At 66.4% G+C, this 16,799-nt stretch carries 18 protein-coding genes; 13 read left to right on the forward strand and 5 right to left on the reverse strand.

Annotated features, from left to right (window positions below):
- Together infB and rbfA are read left to right on the forward strand one after the other, a co-directional pair.
- Positions 1 to 2,130, forward strand: a 2,130-nt coding sequence (gene infB / locus E3T46_RS09800; protein ID WP_134578420.1) for a translation initiation factor IF-2, incomplete at its 5' end; no start/stop codon positions are given.
- Between the two features lie 256 nt (positions 2,131 to 2,386).
- Positions 2,387 to 2,887: a 30S ribosome-binding factor RbfA gene (rbfA, locus tag E3T46_RS09805; RefSeq protein WP_134472618.1), complete on the forward strand. Its 501-nt coding sequence runs from the start codon at positions 2,387 to 2,389 to the stop codon at positions 2,885 to 2,887.
- 107 nt (positions 2,888 to 2,994) lie between these two features.
- Here the strand turns inward: rbfA and E3T46_RS09810 are convergent, their stop codons facing one another.
- Both E3T46_RS09810 and E3T46_RS09815 read right to left on the reverse strand, forming a co-directional pair.
- Positions 2,995 to 3,498: a dihydrofolate reductase gene (locus tag E3T46_RS09810; RefSeq protein WP_134578421.1), complete on the reverse strand. Its 504-nt coding sequence runs from the start codon at positions 3,496 to 3,498 to the stop codon at positions 2,995 to 2,997.
- Positions 3,495 to 4,502, reverse strand: coding sequence for an A/G-specific adenine glycosylase (locus tag E3T46_RS09815; protein ID WP_134578422.1), 1,008 nt, complete (start codon positions 4,500 to 4,502; stop codon positions 3,495 to 3,497). The genes E3T46_RS09810 and E3T46_RS09815 overlap by 4 nt, the downstream gene beginning before the upstream one ends.
- A gap of 23 nt (positions 4,503 to 4,525) precedes the next feature.
- Here E3T46_RS09815 and E3T46_RS09820 point away from each other — a divergent pair, with 23 nt between their 5' ends.
- Positions 4,526 to 5,152 carry a hypothetical protein gene (locus E3T46_RS09820; protein ID WP_134578423.1) on the forward strand — a complete coding sequence of 209 codons (627 nt, stop codon included), beginning with the start codon at positions 4,526 to 4,528 and terminating at the stop codon, positions 5,150 to 5,152.
- Here the strand turns inward: E3T46_RS09820 and E3T46_RS09825 are convergent.
- Positions 5,149 to 6,162 carry a 2-dehydropantoate 2-reductase gene (locus E3T46_RS09825; RefSeq protein WP_134578424.1) on the reverse strand — a complete coding sequence of 338 codons (1,014 nt, stop codon included), beginning with the start codon at positions 6,160 to 6,162 and terminating at the stop codon, positions 5,149 to 5,151. The two genes, E3T46_RS09820 and E3T46_RS09825, sit on opposite strands and share 4 nt — an antisense overlap.
- 57 nt (positions 6,163 to 6,219) lie before the next feature.
- Here E3T46_RS09825 and truB point away from each other — a divergent pair, with 57 nt between their 5' ends.
- Genes truB through E3T46_RS09845 form a run of 4 tightly spaced genes read left to right on the forward strand, consistent with a single transcriptional unit; the run spans position 6,220 to position 8,936 of the window.
- A complete protein-coding gene (gene truB, locus E3T46_RS09830; protein WP_134578425.1) occupies positions 6,220 to 7,140 on the forward strand; it encodes a tRNA pseudouridine(55) synthase TruB in 921 nt (306 codons plus the stop codon).
- Positions 7,137 to 7,505 (forward strand): hypothetical protein, encoded by a 369-nt coding sequence (locus tag E3T46_RS09835; RefSeq protein ID WP_092450052.1) that lies wholly within the window; start codon positions 7,137 to 7,139, stop codon positions 7,503 to 7,505. Before truB ends, E3T46_RS09835 begins: the two co-directional genes overlap by 4 nt.
- A 58-nt stretch (positions 7,506 to 7,563) precedes the next feature.
- Positions 7,564 to 8,004 (forward strand): hypothetical protein, encoded by a 441-nt coding sequence (locus tag E3T46_RS09840; protein ID WP_134578426.1) that lies wholly within the window; start codon positions 7,564 to 7,566, stop codon positions 8,002 to 8,004.
- The gene (locus tag E3T46_RS09845) at positions 8,001 to 8,936 is read left to right on the forward strand and encodes a bifunctional riboflavin kinase/FAD synthetase (protein WP_134578427.1); all 936 of its coding nucleotides are present in this window, start codon (positions 8,001 to 8,003) and stop codon (positions 8,934 to 8,936) included. The genes E3T46_RS09840 and E3T46_RS09845 overlap by 4 nt, the downstream gene beginning before the upstream one ends.
- A gap of 13 nt (positions 8,937 to 8,949) precedes the next feature.
- Here E3T46_RS09845 and E3T46_RS09850 read toward each other — a convergent pair whose 3' ends face one another.
- The gene (locus E3T46_RS09850; RefSeq protein WP_241980607.1) at positions 8,950 to 9,168 is read right to left on the reverse strand and encodes a hypothetical protein; all 219 of its coding nucleotides are present in this window, start codon (positions 9,166 to 9,168) and stop codon (positions 8,950 to 8,952) included.
- Between the two features lie 177 nt (positions 9,169 to 9,345).
- Between E3T46_RS09850 and E3T46_RS18225 the strand changes: the two genes are divergently transcribed.
- On the forward strand, positions 9,346 to 9,993 hold the full coding sequence (locus tag E3T46_RS18225) for a ScbR family autoregulator-binding transcription factor (protein WP_134578429.1): 648 nt from the start codon (positions 9,346 to 9,348) through the stop codon (positions 9,991 to 9,993).
- Positions 9,994 to 10,036: 43 nt separating this feature from the next.
- Positions 10,037 to 11,260, forward strand: a complete 1,224-nt coding sequence (locus E3T46_RS09860) for an MFS transporter (protein WP_134578430.1) — start codon at positions 10,037 to 10,039, stop codon at positions 11,258 to 11,260.
- A 9-nt stretch (positions 11,261 to 11,269) separates the two neighbouring features.
- Here the strand turns inward: E3T46_RS09860 and E3T46_RS09865 are convergent, their stop codons facing one another.
- Complete coding sequence (locus E3T46_RS09865) at positions 11,270 to 12,214, reverse strand: ROK family protein (protein ID WP_134578431.1); 945 nt, start codon at positions 12,212 to 12,214, stop codon at positions 11,270 to 11,272.
- Between the two features lie 138 nt (positions 12,215 to 12,352).
- On the opposite strand from E3T46_RS09865, the gene E3T46_RS09870 reads away from it, so the two are divergent.
- From E3T46_RS09870 to E3T46_RS09885, 4 genes are all read left to right on the forward strand, one after another.
- On the forward strand, positions 12,353 to 13,297 hold the full coding sequence (locus E3T46_RS09870; protein WP_092450038.1) for a sugar-binding domain-containing protein: 945 nt from the start codon (positions 12,353 to 12,355) through the stop codon (positions 13,295 to 13,297).
- Between the two features lie 62 nt (positions 13,298 to 13,359).
- The gene (gene deoC, locus E3T46_RS09875; protein WP_134578432.1) at positions 13,360 to 14,388 is read left to right on the forward strand and encodes a deoxyribose-phosphate aldolase; all 1,029 of its coding nucleotides are present in this window, start codon (positions 13,360 to 13,362) and stop codon (positions 14,386 to 14,388) included.
- 8 nt (positions 14,389 to 14,396) lie between these two features.
- Complete coding sequence (locus tag E3T46_RS09880; RefSeq protein ID WP_134578433.1) at positions 14,397 to 15,932, forward strand: aldehyde dehydrogenase family protein; 1,536 nt, start codon at positions 14,397 to 14,399, stop codon at positions 15,930 to 15,932.
- On the forward strand, positions 15,929 to 16,792 hold the full coding sequence (locus E3T46_RS09885) for an aldehyde dehydrogenase family protein (RefSeq protein WP_134578434.1): 864 nt from the start codon (positions 15,929 to 15,931) through the stop codon (positions 16,790 to 16,792). The genes E3T46_RS09880 and E3T46_RS09885 overlap by 4 nt, the downstream gene beginning before the upstream one ends.
- Positions 16,793 to 16,799 lie beyond the last annotated feature (7 nt).

A 16,799-nucleotide genomic window follows, 5' to 3' on the forward strand; every position in this document is an offset into this window, starting at 1 on the left:
GGCCAGGCGGCACGCCCGACCGGTTTCGGTCAGCGCCCAGGCGCCTTCCAGCGCCCCGGCGCTGCCCCGGGTGGAGCCGGCGCCGCACGCCCCGGATTCACTCGCCCCGGAGCTCCTGCCGGAGCCCCCGGCTTCGGCCCGCCCCGCCCTGCCGGTGGAGGAGGCGGAGCCGGTCGCGGTCGCGGCCCGGGCGGTGGCACCGCTGGTGCCTTCGGTCGCGGTGGCGGCAAGAACAAGGCGCGCAAGTCGAAGCGTACGAAGAGAGCAGAGTTCGAGCTGCGCGAGGCCCCGTCGCTGGGTGGAGTATCCGTACCCCGCGGCGACGGTGGCACCGTTGTTCGTCTGCGCCGCGGAGCATCCATTACGGACTTCGCCGACAAGATTGACGCGAGCCCCGGAAACCTCGTTACCGTGCTATTCCACCTCGGTGAAATGGCCACGGCAACGGAGTCCCTCGACGAGGCCACGTTCGATGTACTCGGCAGCGAACTCGGCTACAAGATTCAGATGGTCTCGCCCGATGACGAAGACCGTGAGCTGCTGCTCGCGTTCGATATCGACATCGATCAGGAACTCGAAGACGAAACCGACGAGGACCTTGCGATTCGTCCTCCCGTCGTCACCGTCATGGGCCACGTCGACCACGGTAAGACCGCGCTGCTTGACGCGATCCGTAACGCCAAGGTTGCCGAGGGCGAGGCCGGTGGTATCACGCAGCACATCGGTGCTTACCAGATCATCACCGAGCACGAGGGCATCGACCGTGCCATGACCTTCATTGACACACCGGGCCACGAGGCGTTCACCGCCATGCGTGCTCGTGGTGCGCAGGTCACCGACATCGCGATCCTCGTGGTTGCCGCCGACGACGGCATCATGCCGCAGACGATTGAGGCGCTCAACCACGCTCAGGCCGCCAACGTGCCGATCGTGGTTGCAGTGAACAAGATCGACAAGCCAGGCGCCAACCCACAGAAGGTGCGTCAGCAGCTGACCGAATTCGGCCTCGTCGCCGAAGAGTACGGCGGAGACGTCATGTTCGTGGACGTGTCGGCCAAGAACAAGACCGGTATCAAGGAAATTCTTGACGCCGTGCTCCTGGTCGCCGATGCCGCACTCGACATGCGCTCCAACCCGAACAAGGACGCCCGCGGTGTCGCCATTGAGGCTCGCCTGGACAAGGGCCGCGGCGCGGTGGCAACCGTGCTCATCCAGTCCGGAACGCTGCACGTCGGAGACTCCATCGTCGCCGGAACGGCCTACGGCCGCGTTCGTGCGATGGCCGACGAAAACGGCGTTGCCGTTCTCGCCGCCACGCCGTCCCGCGCGGTCCAGGTGCAGGGTCTGTCGAGCGTTCCCCGCGCCGGCGACACCTTCCTCGTCATCGAGGAAGACCGCACCGCCCGTCAGATCGCCGAGAAGCGTGAAGCCGCCGAGCGCAACGCACTGCTGGCCAAGGCCCGCAAGCGCATCAGCCTCGAAGACTTCACCCGTGCGCTCGAAGAGGGCAAGGTCGAGTCGCTCAACCTCATCATCAAGGGTGACGTCTCCGGTGCCGTTGAGGCCCTGGAAGAGTCGCTCCTCAAGATCGAGGTCGACGATTCGGTTCAGCTGCGCATCATCCACCGTGGTGTCGGTGCGGTCACGGAGAGCGACGTCAACCTCGCTACCGTCGACAACGCCATCATTATCGGGTTCAACGTTCGCCCGGACACGAAGGCCCGCGAGCGTGCTGCTCGCGAAGGCGTCGACGTGCGCTTCTACTCCGTCATCTACTCCGCGCTCGAGGACATCGAGAGTTCCCTCAAGGGAATGCTCAAGCCCGAGTACGAAGAGATCCAGAGTGGTATCGCCGAAATTCGCGAGGTCTTCAGCTCGTCGAAGTTCGGAAACGTCGCCGGTGTCATCGTGCGAAGCGGTACCATCACCCGAAATGCCAAGGCTCGCGTTATCCGCGAGGGCATCGTGGTGGGGGACAACCTGGGCATCGAGTCGCTGCGCCGCTTCAAGGACGATGTCACCGAGGTCCGTACGGACTTCGAGTGTGGTATCGGACTGGGCAAGTTCAACGACATCCGAATTGGCGATGAGATCGAGACCATCGAAATGAAGGAGAAGCCGCGCGTCTAGCGTTGGTTTGGGGGTCGGGCTTCTCGCGAAGCCCGACTTCTGCATTGGGTCGGTCTTTTCATTGAGACCCGACCGTGGGTCGGGTCTCCGCAAATTTCCCCTTGAAAAGGAAAGAGAGCGGGGACCCCTACCCCGATTCCCTTTTCAAGGGGAAATTTGCTCCGACCCTCAGTTGGGTGCGCGGCATCCGTTTAATAAGATGTTGAAAACACAGAATGATCCGGCGCTTCGGCGCCGGCAAACAAGGAGTAGTGCAATGGCAGATCCGGAACGCGCCAGAAAGATGGCGGACCGCATTAAGGTCATCATCGCCAAGCGGCTGGAACGCGGCTTGCGCGACCCGAGGCTCGGGTTTGTGACCATCACAGACGTGAAGGTCACCGGGGATCTGCAGCACGCCTCGGTGTTTTACACCGTCTATGGTTCGATCGAAGAACGCACGGACAGTGCAGCCGCACTCAAGGCCGCCACCGGCCTGATGCGCAGCGAGGTCGGCAAGAACATCACCGCGAGGCTCACCCCGTCGATCGAGTTCATCGCCGACGGTATTCCGGAGAACGCAGCGTTGATCGATGATCTGTTGCGTGAGGCGCACGATCGCGACACCGCGACCGAGGACAGCAAGGGCACGGCGACCTATGCCGGCGACGCTGACCCGTACAAGAAGCCGCGCGACTACGACCTCGAAGACGACGAGGCGGACGACGTATCGGCTGACTCCGACGACTCCGACGCTGCGAGCACCGCGAAGCACTAGCGCCACCTTCGACCGGGCCCGGGCCCGGTCAGTTTAAGGCGGCGGGTTTACGGTGCTGGTGCTGGTGCTGGTGCTGGTGCTGGTGCTGGTGGGGCGGCAGGGTGCGGCTAGTGAATGGCGGGGGCGCGCTGGTAGCGCGCGAAACGGTAGGGCAGGCCGGTGCTGGAGTGGAGCCATCCGCTGGCTGGATTGGTGTTTACACGGGTCCAGTCGGGCGTAAGCGCTGGGGCGAGGGTATCGCCGGCGAACTGTTCGTCTATCTCGGTCAGCTCGAGGGTGTCGGCGTGCGGGAGGGCGAGGCGAAAGATCTCGGCGCCGCCGATCACCCAGACCGGCCCAGCGGCAATCACGATTGCGTCGTCGAAGCTGTGCACAACGGATGCCCCGGGCGCGGCCCAGCCCCGTTGGCGCGTGATCACGACGTTGTGGCGGCCCGGCAGGGGACGGAAGCGTTCGGGAATCGAGTCCCAGGTGAGCCGACCCATGATGACGACACCGCCATCGGTGATCGCACGAAAATGGGCGAGGTCCTCGGGCAGGTGCCAGGGGAGGCGGCCGTCGAAACCGATCACATCATTGCGGCTTTGCGCCCAGATCAGACCGATGCTCATGACATCCCGTCGGGCAGGGTGTAACCGTCGGGGGAGTCGACCGCCAGGCCGTCGGCCACGAGGCTGTGCAGCGCGCGCTGCAACTGGGCCGCCTCTGGCCAGAGCGAGGCAATCTCGGCTTCCGTTACGGCGCGGTGGGTGGAGCGCAGCTCGGCCATGATCAGGCCGCGTACCTGCCGGTCGCTGCCCGCGAACTTCTTCTGCACGGTCTTGCGCGTTCCGGTGAACTCGGGGTAGCCGGCGGCGCGCCAGGCACAGTCGTCCCGAATCGGGCAGATATCGCAGTGCGGGCTGCGGCTGGTGCAGACGACCGCGCCGAGCTCCATGATCGCTGCGTTGAACAGGGCGGCTTCGAGCGCGCTGCCCGGCAGCAGGGCACCCATCGCCTCGAGGTCACGGCCGCGGCTGGGCGGTGCCGGTTCTCCAGCGCCCGCGACGGCGCGGGCAATCACCCGCCGGGTGTTGGCATCGACGACCGGATGCCGGTGGCCATACGCGAACGCTGCCACCGCACGCGCGGTGTAGTCCCCGATCCCGGTCAGGGCGAGCAGCGCATCGATGTCGGAGGGGACGACGCCGCCGTGTTGCTCGGTGATCTGCACGGCTGCAGCGTGGAGCCACAGGGCGCGCCGCGGGTACCCGAGGCTGGACCAGGCGCGCACCGCTTCGCTCGGCGGCACCGCGGCGAGGTCCGCGGGTGTCGGCCACCGCGCGAGCCACTCCTGCAGCCGGGGAATGACCCGCTTCACCGGGGTCTGCTGCAGCATGAATTCGCTCACCAGAATGCCCCAGGCGCCGAATCCCTCGCGGCGCCAGGGCAGGTCGCGGGCGTTGGCCAGGAACCAGGCGTTGAGCGTGGTGCTGACATCAGAGGTCCTGCTGCCGGCCACCGCGCCCGGAGCGGCCGCACGAGCGGCGTTGTCTCCGGTGCCGGCAACTGTTGCGACGGGCACACCGGGCGCGTCCTGCGGCGCAGCGGGATCATTCGAGGGCGCGATGTTCATCCGTTCTAATCTAGGCTCGTTTCATGAAGCTGGTTTCCACACCCCGGATCGAATTTCTACGCACCCTGGCCGCCGAGATTCTGCACAATTACGGCCGAGGTCGTACGATCATTGCCGTCGACGGCAGCGAGATCGACGGCAGCGAGAAAGCCGGCCGCGTTGGCTTCGCCGACGACCTCGCGGCGGTGTTCCGCGAGAGCGAACACCCCACGTTTAGAGCCAGCCTGCGCAATTTTCAGCACTCACGCGCCGAGCAACAGCGACTCGGCGGAGACGGCCTCGATGTTTCCGAGCGGTTGTACCGGGTCGGGTACGACTACTCGGCGCTGCGCCGCGTACTGGTCGAACCCTTTCGCCTGGGTGGCAGTACCGGGTTCGTCACCGAGGAATTCGACCCCGACCGCGATGCCTGGATTCAACCGACCTGGCAGACCGCCCCGGCTGACGCCATTCTCATCGTCGACGGAGCCTACAGCAACCGACCGGAATTGCACGGGCTGTGGCTGTTCAGCGTGCTGCTTGAATCGGAGCCAGGGAGCGACTCCGACCGGCAGTACCTCGCCGATGTGCGCCCGCGGGACCTGGTTTCGGCGGTCGTCGACAATACCGACGCCACCCTTCCGCGGCGGGTCTTGACCGACCGCTGCTAGTGGCTGGTGGCGGTGAACTGATCGAACCGGGCCATGACTTGCGCCGGTTTCAGGAATTCCCGGCTGATCTCCACCTCGTGCACCAGCGCGGTCAGGAGCGCGTTGACCGGTGCCGGTCGTCCGGCCAGTTCGGCCTGGCGCACGACAGCGCCATTGAGGTGGTCGATTTCGGTCAGGTGGGCCCGCTTGATGCTCTGCAGGGTCGACCCCAGATTGGCGACCGGACCCATTTTTGCGCTCATGCGCAGCGGCAGGGTCTGTCCGAGAGCCACCGGCAGCCGCGCGAACACGCGCAGGCTGCGATCGCTCATCCCCTGCAATGACCCAAAGGTGACGTGGCGGGCCATCCCCACCTGCACGGTCTCCTGCATGCTCTCGGTCAGGATTCGGCGCAGCGGTGCATCGGCGATGACCGCCTGCACGCTCAGCCCGGTGATGGCCGGCAGGGCGTTGAGCATGTTCACCACCAGCTTGGTCCACTGGGCGCCCACGAAGTCTTCGGCGGCGAAGGTGGGGAACGCCTCGTCCAGCACCGCCTGCCAGTGCTGGGTGGCAGCATCCGCTTTGCCGTTGCCGCGACCGAGGTAGCTTGATGCTGCGGTGGTCACCCGCACGCGGCCCGGCCCGATGTAGTGCGCGGCAATGAGGGTGAGCAGGCCGAAGCATTCCGAGTTGGGCAGCAGATCCTGGGCGATTCGCACCCCGTCCAGCCCGTTCTGCACGACGATCACCGGTGAGCCGTCGAGCAGCTCGGCATTCTCGGCGATGGCGGCCGCGGCATCCTGCGCTTTCGTGCAGATGAGGGTCAGATCCGGCGTTTCGGTCAGAATCTCCCGCACCAACACGCGGCATTGCGCATCCCCGTAACCTCCGGTGAGTCGGATTCCGTTCTCTCGAATCAGCGACCTGGCGACTTCGCGGGCGGTGATGGTGAGATCGTGGCCGGCCCGCGCGAGCAGGGTCGCGAAGAGTCCGCCCAGGGCGCCGGCGCCGATCACAGCAATTCGCATAGCCCCAGCCTAGATCGCGTTTCGGGCGGGAGCGTTCCACGCTGGTACCCTCATGGAGTGACTAGCGGCCTCCTCCTCATTGACAAGGCGCAGGGCTGGACCAGCCATGACGCTGTCGCCCGAACCCGGCGCCTGGCCGGGACCCGCAAGGTCGGCCACGCCGGCACCCTCGATCCGATGGCCACCGGCCTGCTCGTGCTCGGCATCGACAGCTCGACCCGGCTGCTCACCTTCATCGTCGGGCAGGGCAAGGAATACCTTGCGACCATTCGTCTGGGGCAGTCCACCACGACCGATGACGCCGAGGGCGATGTACTCACTCGCGCACCGGGCGAACAGGTCGCCGCGATCACCGCCGAAGCAGTCATCGCGGGTATTGACAACCTCACCGGCGATATCAGCCAGCAGCCGAGTGCCGTCAGCGCTATCAAGGTCGATGGGAAACGGGCTTACGCCCGGGTGCGTGCCGGCGAAGACGTGCAGCTGCCGCCCCGACCGGTCACGGTGAGCGGTTTCGACCTGCTCACGAGCACGCCTGGCGACGGTTTTCTCGACCTCGAGGTGCGGGTGGAGTGCAGCTCCGGTACCTATATTCGTGCCCTCGCCCGTGACCTCGGTGTGGCACTCGGCGTCGGCGGCCACCTCACCGTGCTGCGCCGCACGAGAATCGGCCCGTTCTGCATCGAGAACGCGGCCACGCTCGAGCAGGTCGATGTCGTCGCCAACCTCATTTCTCCAGCGGATGCCGCCACCCGGCTGCTGGCGCGCCTCGACCTGTCCGCAGAGCAAGCCATCGACCTCGGTCATGGAAAACGCATCACCGTGGAGAAAGACGCCACCCGCACCGGTCCGGTCGCCGCCATTGCGCCGGACGGGCGCCTGGTCGGATTGGTCGAGTATCGCGGCGACCAGGCCAAGTCGCTGCTGAACTTTCCGCCAGATCTCCCGACCGCCACCGAACCGGAACAGAGCTCATGATCGAATGGTTTACCTGGCTGCAGCTCGGCATCGCCGTGCCCGGCGGAGTGCTCTGTGTCATCCTCGGCCTGCTCGGCCGCAAACCCACCGACCTCACCATGGGCGCGGCCGCCCTCGTCGAGCTGCTGCTCATCGTGCAGCTCGCTGCCGCGATCGCAGCGCCACTGGCCGGCAACGACGCCACCGGTAGTCTGCTCGAGTTCTACACCTACCTGGTCAGTGCCATTGCGCTGCCGGTCGCGGCCGGATTCTGGGCGCTGGTCGAACGCAGCCGCTGGAGCACCGTCATTCTCGGCGTGACCTGCCTGTCGGTCGCGGTCATGCTCTACCGCATGAACCAGATCTGGAACGTGCAGGGGAGCTGACCCGGTTCCGGTAGCCCCGCGGAAGCTGCAATAATTATCGAGCAATGAAAACAGAGCGATGACAGAATCCCCAACCGAGAAGCCCGCCGCCGCCGAGCGGGTGAGCGGCATCGGTCGACTCCTCATCGCCGTCTACGGCGTGCTGGCCCTCGCCGCCACCGGCCGCTCCTTCGTACAAATCGTGCGGGCTTTCGATGAAGCCCCGCTCGCGTATTCCTTGTCTGCTCTCGCCGCGGTGGTCTATATCGTGGCCACGGTGGCCCTGATGCGGCGCAGCATCCGCTGGTATCGCATCGCCTGGATCACGATCAGCTTTGAACTGCTGGGCGTACTCGTCGTCGGTACCCTGAGTCTGGTTGATCCGGCGCTGTTCGAGCACGCGACCGTCTGGTCGATCTACGGCAGCGGATACCTCTTCATTCCCCTCGTGCTGCCCCTGCTGGGCATGTGGTGGCTCTCCCGCCACCGCGTCGCGTCGGTGAGCGAGGGTCGCGCATGAAGATTCTGAACGGCGTCGAGTCCGTGCCGAGCGACTGGCCCGACTCGGCCGTGAGCATCGGCAAGTTCGACGGCGTCCATGCCGGACATCGGGCGGTCATCACCGAGCTCCAGACCGTCGCCGAGCGCGAACAGCTGGCGGCCGTCGTCGTGACGTTCGACCGGCATCCGCTCGCCCTGCTCTCGCCGCAAAACTGCCCGAGCCCGCTGGTGAGCGCGGAGCAGAAACTCAACCTGATCGCCGGGACCGGGATCGACGCGACCCTGCTGCTCGAGTTCAACCACGCCCTGTCCAGCCTTCCGCCGCGCGAGTTCATCGAAAACATTCTGGTCACCGCCCTGCACGCCCGTTTCGTGCTCGTCGGTCGTGACTTTCGGTTCGGAGCCAAGGGGGCAGGCGACGTCGCCCTGCTGAGGCAACTCGGCCTCGAATTCGGCTACACCGTCGGACTGATCGACGATGTGAAACCAGACGGGGAACGCCGGGTCTCGTCCACCTGGATTCGCGAATTGCTCGGCGCCGGCGCGGTGCGCGACGCCGGAGACCTGCTCGGGCATCTGCCGACCGTGCGCGGCATGGTGGTGCACGGCGCAGCCCGCGGTCGCGAACTGGGCTTTCCCACCGCGAACCTGTCCACCGATTCCGAGGGTCTGATTCCGGCCGATGGCGTCTATGCCGGTTGGCTGACGGATGCCGGTGCTCGCTACCCGGCGGCGATTTCGGTTGGCAACAATCCCACCTTCGACGGGGTGGCGCAGAAGCAGGTCGAGGCCTACGTACTCGATGAGACCGAGCTGGACCTGTACGACCGTGTGGTCGACGTCGCGTTCGTTGAGCGGATTCGCGGCATGGTCGCCTACGCCGGCATCGACCCGCTGATCGAGCAGATTCGCGACGACGTGGCACGGGTGCGCACGATTCTGGGCCCGTAATTCCGGCCCTGGTTTAGTCCAGTTGGAGCCGGTTACCGACGGCGAACCAGGCGGTCGCGCCAAACACCGGGGCGAGCAGCACCGCCAGGACCCAGTTGGTGCGCTTGGTCGGACACAGGTGTGCGGCCCGCCCGATCTGCACCATGGCGACGAGGGAGAGCGTGAGCACGACCAGCCCAGTGAACACTGCCACCATGATGCCTGCCCAGTCGTGACCGCCGATGTTCTCCATGCCCCGAACCATACCAAACAGTATGTTTATAGTTTCGCACAATGGGGTAACGGTATCTGGGCACTGGCACGCGAGGCCTAGCCCCAAAAGGGGGTGCCGTCAAGGCCCTCGGGGGGAGTCGATGCGGGTCGTTGCCCCCGGGTATTCTGGAAACTCGCGCATTTTCCGGGGGATCCAATGTCACAACAAGTACGAGCGATCGAAACGCGCGCCGCGATCATTCGCGGTGCAGCAGCGGCTTTTGAGCAGCGCGGTTACGGGAGCACGTCCCTGGCCCAGGTCAGCGGTGCGGCTGGCGTCACCAAGGGGGCCTTGTACTTTCACTTCGATTCGAAGGAAGCCCTCGCCGTCGCCATAATCGACGCGCAGCACGCGGCGTCGGCGGCGGCCGGGCAGAAGCTCCTCGATGACAACTATCCCGGTTTGCACGCCCTCGTCTCGATGTCCTACGAGCTCGCCCGGCAGCTCCGCGACGACCTCGTTGTGAGCGCCGGCATCCGTTTAACCATCGAAGCGGTGAATTTTTCCACCCCGGTGGCCGGTCCGTACCTTGACTGGATGGTCGCCTGCGAGGAATTCCTCCGCCGGGGGATCGCCTCCGGCGACGTCAACCCAAAGCTGGACGTCAGCGCGGCCGCGCATTTCTGCACCGCGGCCTTCACCGGCGTGCAGGTCGTCTCCGACGTATTGACCAAGCGGGCCGACATTGACCAGCGCCTCACCGAAATGTGGGCCATGCTGCTGCCTGCCCTCGTCGCTCCCGGCCGCTGGGAGGACCTGAAAGACCTACCGGAGCGCATCCGGCGGGAGCGCGTGGGGCTGTAGCCGTCGCATCCGCTCGGCTGAACCTCGCCCCTAGACTGACCGAGTGACTACCGCAACCCCCAGCCCTCTCTGGCCGGGACGCGGCCTGGCCCTGCTGGGCATCATTCTGGTCGCGGCCAATCTCCGCAACGCGGTGACCGCCCTCTCGCCCATCGTCGCCGAGATCAACGTCGATATTCCGCTCGGAGTGGTAGCTCTCGGCGTGCTCGGCATGCTTCCGCCGGTCTGCTTTGCCGTGTTCGGTATCTTCACCCCCATGATCACCCGCCGCCATGGCCTCGAACTGCCCCTCGTGCTCGCTCTCCTGGCGATTCTGGTCGGTCATTTCACTCGCGGGTCATCCGGCTCGATCACCATGCTCATTATCGGCAGTGTCATCGCCTTCGCCGGCCTCGGCGTTGGCAATGTGCTCCTGCCGCCGCTGGTCAAGAAGTACTTTCCGGACCGGATCGGCCTCGTCACGTCCCTTTATGCCACAGTGATGTCGCTGAGCACCCTCGTTCCTCCGCTCATCGCCGTTCCGGTAGCGGATGCCGCGGGCTGGCGAATCTCGCTCGGCATGTGGATGCTGCTGGCTCTGCTGGCGCTGGTGCCGTGGATCACGATGCTCCTCCGGCACCGCACCGAGCAATCGCCGAGCCCCGTGGTCGATGAGGCCGATGCGGCCATTCTCGGTCGACTGTGGCGATCCTCGATCGCCTGGGCCATCGCCGGCGTGTTCGCGACCTCGTCGCTCAACGCCTACGCCATGTTCGCCTGGCTGCCGCAGCTCCTCGTCGATACCGCGCGGGTAACTCCGGGCGAGGCGGGGACGCTTCTCGCGGTCTACGCCGGCATGGGAATCCCGTGCGCCCTGATCATTCCGATCCTCACCGCCCGCCTGAAAAATATCGGCCCGCTCGTCTACGTGGGCGTATTCGCGTTCGTAATCGGCGATCTGGGGCTACTGTTCCTGCCGGCGACCCTGACCTGGCTCTGGGTGTCGCTCGCCGGCCTGGGACCCATGTTTTTCCCGCTGGCTCTCGTGCTCATTAATCTGCGCACCCGCACCCACGCCGGTGCGGTCGCGCTCAGCAGCTTCGTGCAGGGCATCGGTTACACCCTCGGTGCCTTGGGCCCGCTGGTTTTCGGCCTGTTGCACGAACTGAGCGGTGGGTGGACCTGGCCGCTGGTCTTCCTCCTCGTAACGGCGCTCGTCGTGCTCGTCGCTGGAGCGGTGATCGGTCGACCGCACATGCTCGAAGACGACCTGGCACGCTCCCGCTGAGCCAGCCGGCTACGGCACCAATTCCCCGCGGTGAATCAGCGCTGCGGCGCCGATCAGCGGGCCGTCGCCCGAGAGGGTCGAGTGCACCACGCGCACCCGGGTGGCGTAGGCGAATTGCACGCGTTCCAGGATCGCTGCGCGAGCGAAATCCAGCAGGTCGGGGGTGACATTCGAGAAGCCACCACCGATGGCGACCACGTCGAGGTCGAGCAGCGTCGCTGCCGAGGCGATCGCCTGGCCGAGGGCCCGGCCGCTGCGCTCTACGGCCAGAATCGCGATCGGGTCGGCGGCCGCGTAGGCTGCCGCCAGGTCCTCGCCGGACTCGCCGGTGAAGCCCTGAGATCTGGCCCAAGCGACGGTTTTCGGCCCGGAGGCGATCGCCTCGATGCAGCCGGTGCCGCCGCAGGCGCAGGCATCCAAGAAGCCGCCGACCTCGATGTGGCCGATATGACCGGCATTTCCGGTGGGACCGGACACCGTGACGCCGCCGAGAATCAGGCCGCCGCCGACACCGGTCGACACGATCATGCCCATCAGGTTGTCGACTCCGCGGCCCGCGCCCACCCAGTGTTCGGCCAGGGTGATGCACAGGCCGTCCATGCGCAGCCGCACATCCAGACCGGGAACCAGCTCGGCCACGAGCTCCTGGAGCCCGAACTCGCGCCACACCGGCAGATTGAGCGGCGATACCGCCCCCGAGTTCAGGTGAATCGGCCCGGCACAGCCAATGCCGACGCCGATCAGCGGATAGCCCGGCGGCACGCTCGCGAGGGTTGCCAGAATGACAGTTCTGACAGCGGATGCGAGCTGCTCACTGGTCGCGCTGGCCCCGGTCGGCGCGCGGTGCCGACTGCTTGGAAGCACCGTACCCCGGTCGTCCACGAGTGCAGCTTCGACCTTGGTTCCTCCAACGTCAACGGCGAGAACGTACTCGAGGGCTTCATTGGCGCGCATGCTCTGATCGTATGGGATGGGTTCGCTCAACGTGCCCAGCGGAGGCTCCTGCTCAAAAGAGCAAGATCGTCTACAGCTGTTGATTCGCGCGTCGGGCCCACGTAGGCTGAGCTCAACCGATTGGACCGCGAACCGTATATGAGCGACACCGACGAACTCCTCTCCATCCGCGCGGCCGAGCTGTACTACGAGGAAAACCAGACCCAGGATGAGATCGGCGTGATTCTGCGCCTCACCCGCTGGAAGGTCGGCCGGCTGCTCGCGAGCGCTAAGGCGAACGGCTTCATCCGCATCGAAATCGTGCACCCGCGCGCCCGCCGGCTGCCGATCGAACGACGGCTGCGCGAATCGACCGGCCTGACCGATGCCATCGTGGTGTCCTCCGCCGGGGTGTCGAGCGACGCCGAGCTGCAGTCGCGCACCGCACAGGCCGCCGCCGACTATCTCACGAGCCTCCGCCCGATTCCGCGCACCCTCGGCATCAGCTGGGGTCGCACCCTGCACGACGTGTCCCTGCACCTCAAACAGGGCTGGGCGCCGGGGGTGAACGTGGTGCAGATCAACGGCGGCGTCAGCCTGAATCAGCGCACCGGCACCGCAGCATCCACTGCGGTGACCATCGCGCACAAGGCCGACGGCTCGGCCACCCTGCTGCCGAGCCCCGCCATCTTCGAACGTCTCGAAACCAAACAGGCGATGGAAGCCGACCGCACGGTTGCCGGGGTGCTCGCCCTGGCTCGCAACGCCCAGGCCTACGTCTTCAGTGCGGGGCAGGCGGATGCGAATTCCGCCCTGGTCGACAGCGGCTACCTGACGGTCGCCCAGATCGACGACCTCGTGGCGCGCGGCGCCGTCGGCGACGTCGTCGGCCGCTACATCGACCACAACGGCCGAATCGTCGACCCCGAACTCAACGAACGCACGGTCGGCATCCAACTCGACCAGTTGCGCCGCGCTCCGCTCACCATCGCCGTCATCTCCGGACGCTCCAAACACGCCATCGCCCGCGCCGTCGTGCGCAACGGGCTGTGCACCGTTCTGGTGACCGACGAAGACACCGCGAATGCCCTCCTCCAAGACTGAACATCTGTGACCCATAACACCAGTGCCACCGCACAGCACGTATATGCCCAGAAGGACACCCCATGACCAGTAGCCCCTTGGCCACCTACCAACCCGATCAGCGCGCCGCCGCGTTGATCGGCGGGGAGGCCACCGACGCCAACCTGCGCCGGTACCTGCACGGCATCCCCGGAATCGACGCCGTCGGCCTCGAAGCCCGCGCCGCCGACCTCGGCACCCGCTCGATCAAGACCAGCTCCAAGCGCTGGGCGATCGACACCATCATCGGACTGATCGACCTCACCACCCTCGAGGGCGCCGATACCCCCGGCAAGGTGCGTTCACTCGTCGCCAAGGCGCTGGTACCCGACCCGGGCGACCCCGGCTGCCCGCGCGTCGCCGCGGTCTGCGTCTACGGCGACATGGTCGGCACGGCCGTCACCGCGCTCGGCTCCGCCCGAGCCGCCGGCGGCACCGAGAGAGCCGGTGTTCAGCGGGTACATGTGGCCGCCGTCGCCACCGCTTTCCCCAGCGGCCGCGCCTCGCTCGCCATCAAACTCGCCGATGTGCGCGACTCGGTCGCCGCCGGCGCCGACGAAATCGACATGGTCATCGACCGTGGCGCCTTTCTGGCCGGCCGCTTCGGCCAGGTCTACGACGAGATCGTCGCGGTGAAAGACGCCTGCCGCCGCGCCGACGGATCGGTGGCCCACCTCAAGGTGATCCTCGAGACCGGCGAGCTGAACACCTACGACAACGTGCGCCGCGCCTCCTGGCTGGCCATTCTGGCCGGCGGCGACTTCATAAAGACCTCCACCGGCAAGGTCGCCCCGGCCGCAACGCTGCCGGTGACGCTGTCCATGCTCGAGGTCGTGCGTGACTGGCACCGCCTCACCGGCGTGCGCATCGGCGTGAAGCCGGCCGGCGGCATCCGCACCTCGAAGGACGCCATCAAGTACCTCGTGACCGTCGCCGAAACGGTGGGGGAGGAGTGGCTCGTGCCGCACCTGTTCCGCTTCGGTGCCTCGAGCCTGCTGAACGACGTGCTGTTGCAGCGCCAGAAGATGACGACCGGGCACTACTCCGGCCCCGACTACGTGACGATTGATTAGGAACGACCATGAAATTTCTTGACTACGCTCCGGCCCCCGAGTCGCAGGCACTGCTGGGCCTCAAAACCGACTATGGCCTGTTCATCAACGGTGACTTCACGGCCGGCCGCGGCACCCCGTTTCAGACCATCAACCCGGCCACCGAACAGCAGATCGCCATGATCGCGACCGCCAACGAAGCGGATGTCGACGCCGCCGTCTCGGCCGCCCGGCACGCCTACGACGGGGTCTGGTCCCGCCTGTCCGGCAGCGACCGGGGCAAGTACCTGTTTCGCATCGCCCGCCTGGTGCAGGAACGCGCCCGCGAACTCGCCGTCGCCGAAACCCTCGACAACGGCAAGCCGATCAAAGAGACCCGCGACGTCGACATTCCCCTCGTCGCCGCCTGGTTCTTCTACTACGCCGGCTGGGCCGACAAGCTCGATCACGCCGGAGTAGGCCCGAACCCGGCCTCGCTCGGCGTTGCCGCCCAGGTCATCCCGTGGAACTTTCCGCTCATGATGCTCGCCTGGAAGATCGCCCCCGCCCTCGCCGCGGGTAACACCGTCGTGCTCAAGCCCGCCGAAACCACCTCGCTGACCGCGCTGTTGTTCGCCGAGATTCTGCAGCAGGCCGACCTGCCCGCCGGTGTCGTGAACATCATCACCGGTGATGGCAGCACCGGGCAGACGCTGGTCAACCACCCCGGCGTCAACAAGGTCGCCTTCACCGGGTCGACCTCGGTCGGGCGGGCCATCGCCCGTTCGGTCGCCGGAACCGACAAGAAGCTCAGCCTCGAGCTCGGCGGGAAGGGCGCCAACATCGTCTTCGATGACGCCCCGATCGACCAGGCGGTCGAGGGCATCGTGCGCGGCATCTTCTTCAACCAGGGCCATGTCTGCTGCGCCGGCAGTCGCCTGCTCGTACAGGAGAGCATCCACGACGACGTCATCGACCGGCTCAAGCGCCGCATGCAAACGCTGCGCCTGGGCGACCCGCTCGACAAGAACACCGACATCGGCGCCATCAACAGTGCAGAGCAGCTCGCCCGCATTCGCGAACTGTCCGAGCTGGGTCAGCAGGAGGGCGCCGAACGCTGGAGCGCCGACTGCGTCATCCCCGAGAACGGCTTCTGGTTCGCGCCGACCATCTTCACCAACGTGTCGACCAGTCACCGCATCGCCCGTGACGAGATCTTCGGCCCGGTGCTCTCGGTGCTCACCTTCCGCACCCCGGCCGAGGCCATCGCCAAGGCGAACAACACCCCGTACGGTCTCTCCGCCGGAATTTGGAGTGACAAGGGCAGCCGCATCCTGGCCGTCGCCGACAAGCTACGCGCCGGCGTGATCTGGGCGAACACCTTCAACCAGTTCGATCCGTCGAGCCCGTTCGGCGGCTACAAGGAGAGCGGCTACGGCCGTGAGGGCGGCCGCCACGGCCTCGCTGCCTATCTCAAGCCCGCCGTGCGCACCGGCTCGCGGTCCGCCGCCGCCGTTGTGCAGCAGAGTCCCGCCACCGCATCCGCCAGCAAGAAGTCAGCATCTGCAAAGAAGGCCGCCAAGTGAACCGCCTCACCATCCCCAAGACCTACAAGCTGTACATCGGCGGCAAGTTTCCGCGCAGCGAATCTGGCCGCGTCTATGAGGTGCTCTCGCACAAGGGCGAGTTTCTGGCCAACGCAGCGAAGGGCAGCCGCAAGGATGCCCGCGACGCGGTCGTTGCCGCTCGCAGCGCCCTCGGCGGCTGGGCCGGCGCCACGGCCTACAACCGCGGCCAGGTGCTGTACCGCATCGCCGAACTGCTCGAGGGCCGTCGGGCCCAGTTCATCGACGAGATCATGAGCAGCGAGGGCGTCAATGCCGCAGTGGCGAGCGCCCAGGTCGACGAAGCCATCGACCGCTGGGTCTGGTACGCCGGCTGGGCCGACAAGTACGTGCAGGTTGCCGGCAACGCCAACCCGGTCTCCGGCCCGTTCTTCAACCTCTCGGTGCCCGAACCCACCGGCGTCGTGGCGATCATCGCGCCGCAGGGCACCGAATCGCTCCTCGGACTGGTCAGCGCTATCGCCCCGGCCCTCGTCGCTGGGAACACCGTCGTCGTCGTCGCCAACGAGACTGCGCCGCTGTCTGCGATCAGCCTCGGCGAGGTGCTCGCCACGAGTGATGTGCCTGGTGGAGTGGTCAACATCGTGACCGGTTCGCCAGCTGAGATCGCGCCCTGGCTGGCCAGCCACGCCGATGTCAACGCCCTCGACCTCGTCGGAGCCGGCGACCTGGATTGGGTCGAGCTGCAGATCAGCGCCGCCGACACGCTCAAGCGGGTGCTCCCGCCCGAGACGGGAGCGGATGCCGCAGCACCGGCGTTGTCCCGCATCCTTGCCTTCACCGAGCTGAAGACGGTCTGGCACACCAAAGCTATTCTCTGATTCGGTT

It is taken from the genome of Cryobacterium sp. Hh11 (genome assembly GCF_004404045.1).
Classification (GTDB): Bacteria; Actinomycetota; Actinomycetes; order Actinomycetales; family Microbacteriaceae; genus Cryobacterium; species Cryobacterium levicorallinum.